The sequence below is a fragment of the Mycobacterium sp. genome (assembly GCF_036488105.1).
Lineage (GTDB): Bacteria > Actinomycetota > Actinomycetes > Mycobacteriales > Mycobacteriaceae > Mycobacterium.
Window position 1 is genome coordinate 1 of sequence record NZ_DASXHW010000448.1, and the last position, 2,142, is coordinate 2,142.

The following is a 2,142-nucleotide window of genomic DNA, read 5'->3' on the forward strand; positions in this document are numbered from 1 at the left end:
CTGCGGGTCCGGGCCGATACGCGGAGCTGGTTCGGCTTCCTGGCCGGCGAGCGCTCGCTGGTCGCGGCGCTGCTGCTGCGTCGGATCCGACTGAGCGGTCCGCCCCGGCTGCTGGTCGCGTTCGGGCGCTGCTTCCCGAGCTGAAACACGGAACGGCACACACCGCGCGGCCGCCGCACACAGGTTTGGACCTGTGAAGTGCCAACACATGTCTGACAGCTCAGTGCCAGGACATAGCTGACACTGGCGAGCTCGTCGATCAGCCTTGGTCGATGGGCCGGAAAGTTGTCACGATGGAGCAGAAACTCGCGGCGATGTTCGCTGATGTCGCCACCGGCCGGGCCACCGTCACCGCGGTATGCGCCGAGCTGGATATCTCCCGAGACAGCTACTACCGCTACCGGCGGCGGTTCGCCGTAGAGGGACTGGCCGGGCTGCTGCCCAGCTCCCGGGCACCGAAGAGCAGCCCGACACGCACCGGCGAGCCGATGATCGGGTTGATCGTTGCCGCACGCAAGGAACTCGAGCGCGAGGGCTGGGACAACGGTGCTCTGTCGATCCACGCCCGGTTGCTTCATGACGGAGTCGCCCCGCTGCCCTCGGCCCGCACGATCCACCGAGTCCTGAGCCGGCAGGGCCTGATCGAGCCCACGCCCAGCAAGCGGCCTCGGTCGTCCTACAAGCGCTTCGTCTTCCCCGCCACCGACGATCTGTGGCAGATCGACGCGTTCGAGTACTCGTTACACGGCCTCGCCCAGACCGTGGCCGTGGTGTTCGAGATCCTCGACGATCACTCCCGATACAACGTCGCCTCACTGGCCTGGCCTCGCGAAGACACCGAAGGTGCCTGGACAGCCATGACCAGGGCCATCGACCGCTACGGACCACCGCGCATGGCACTGAGCGACAACGGCCTGGCCTTCACCGGACGGCGACTCAACACCTACGTGCTGTTCGAGAAGAACCTCGCCCGTCTCGGCATCAAACTGATCAACAGCCGGCCCGGACACCCTCAGACCAACGGCAAGAACGAACGTGCCCACGCCACCGCCCGACGCTGGTTGGCCGCCCAACCCCCCGCAACCACCCTCGAGGAGCTCCAAACCCACCTCGACCGCTACCGCACCGCTTACAACCGCCGCCCCCACCAAGGCATCGACCAGCACACACCCCTGCAACGACGCCTCGCCGGCACCCGCCCCACTCCACCAGCCCCGACCGAACCGATTACCCACACCCAGGTCATCGAGGCCCATGCCAGCAACCGCGACGGCTACATCGCCCTGCAAAACGCTGTCATCCCACTCGGCGTCGAATACGCCGGACTACCACTGACCGCCTTCGTCACCGGCGACCACGCCCTGATCTTCTACCGCGAACAACTCCTACGCGAACTCACCATCGACCGCACCCGCAAACGCCAACCACCCGCCCGACCACGCACAGGCACAAGACATACGCTCAACTACAAACCCCACCCCTAACTGTCAGACATCCCCTGTCACCAGCCGTCAGACATGTCCTGTCACATCACACACAGGTTGGGCCCTATGGGCGGCGGTACGGAGATGTGTGCCGTGTACCTCCCGGTACGGGGGCCAACTGAGCGCCCGATCACGATCGGTGGCCGAGGGGAACCACCGGCGGGCTCGCACCGACTGTTAGGTCAGACAGCCGTTCGGTCCGGGCCCGCGCACGAGGCGGTCCGCACCGGGCGGAGATCAACAATCGGAGCAGATTCGTCATCGTGTTTCCCTCCGCGCCGGGCCTGACCGCGGCGCTCATCAGCTGGTCGCCGGCACCGCTGTCCGACCTGGCGGTACTGCTCGGCACGGTCTGCTACGGCCGGCTGGCACGCCGGGCCCGCGCTCGGGGCGGCTGGCCGGCCGGCCGCACGGTGAGTTGGGTGCTGGCCATGTTCGCGCTGGTGGTGGCGCTGAACAGCGCGGTGGCCCGCTACAGCGACGTGCTGTTCTGGGTGCACATGGTGCAACACCTACTCCTGATCATGATCGCGCCGATCCTGCTGGTCTGGGCACAACCGGTGCGGCTGCTCCAGACGGCGAGCCCGGCGGTGGGCGCCCGGCTGGACCGGCTGCTCACGATGCGCACGGTGCGCTGGGTCACCGCGCCGCTGACCGG

General features: G+C 67.3%; 2 protein-coding genes. Both read left to right on the top strand.

The window, feature by feature from the left end; genetic code table 11:
- Nucleotides 1–272: 272 nt before the first annotated feature.
- Nucleotides 273–1,484 carry an IS481 family transposase gene (locus VGH54_RS23645; protein ID WP_331514544.1) on the top strand — a complete coding sequence of 404 codons (1,212 nt, stop codon included), beginning with the start codon at nt 273–275 and terminating at the stop codon, nt 1,482–1,484.
- A 263-nt stretch (nt 1,485–1,747) separates the two neighbouring features.
- Nucleotides 1,748–2,142: cytochrome c oxidase assembly protein (locus VGH54_RS23650; RefSeq protein ID WP_331514545.1), on the top strand; the 395-nt coding region annotated here is incomplete at its 3' end.

What these genes read in the sequence shown, in the direction of transcription:
- VGH54_RS23645 (WP_331514544.1), top strand. Translation starts at nt 273, where the DNA reads ATGGGCCGGAAAGTTGTCACGATGGAGCAGAAACTCGCGGCGATGTTC.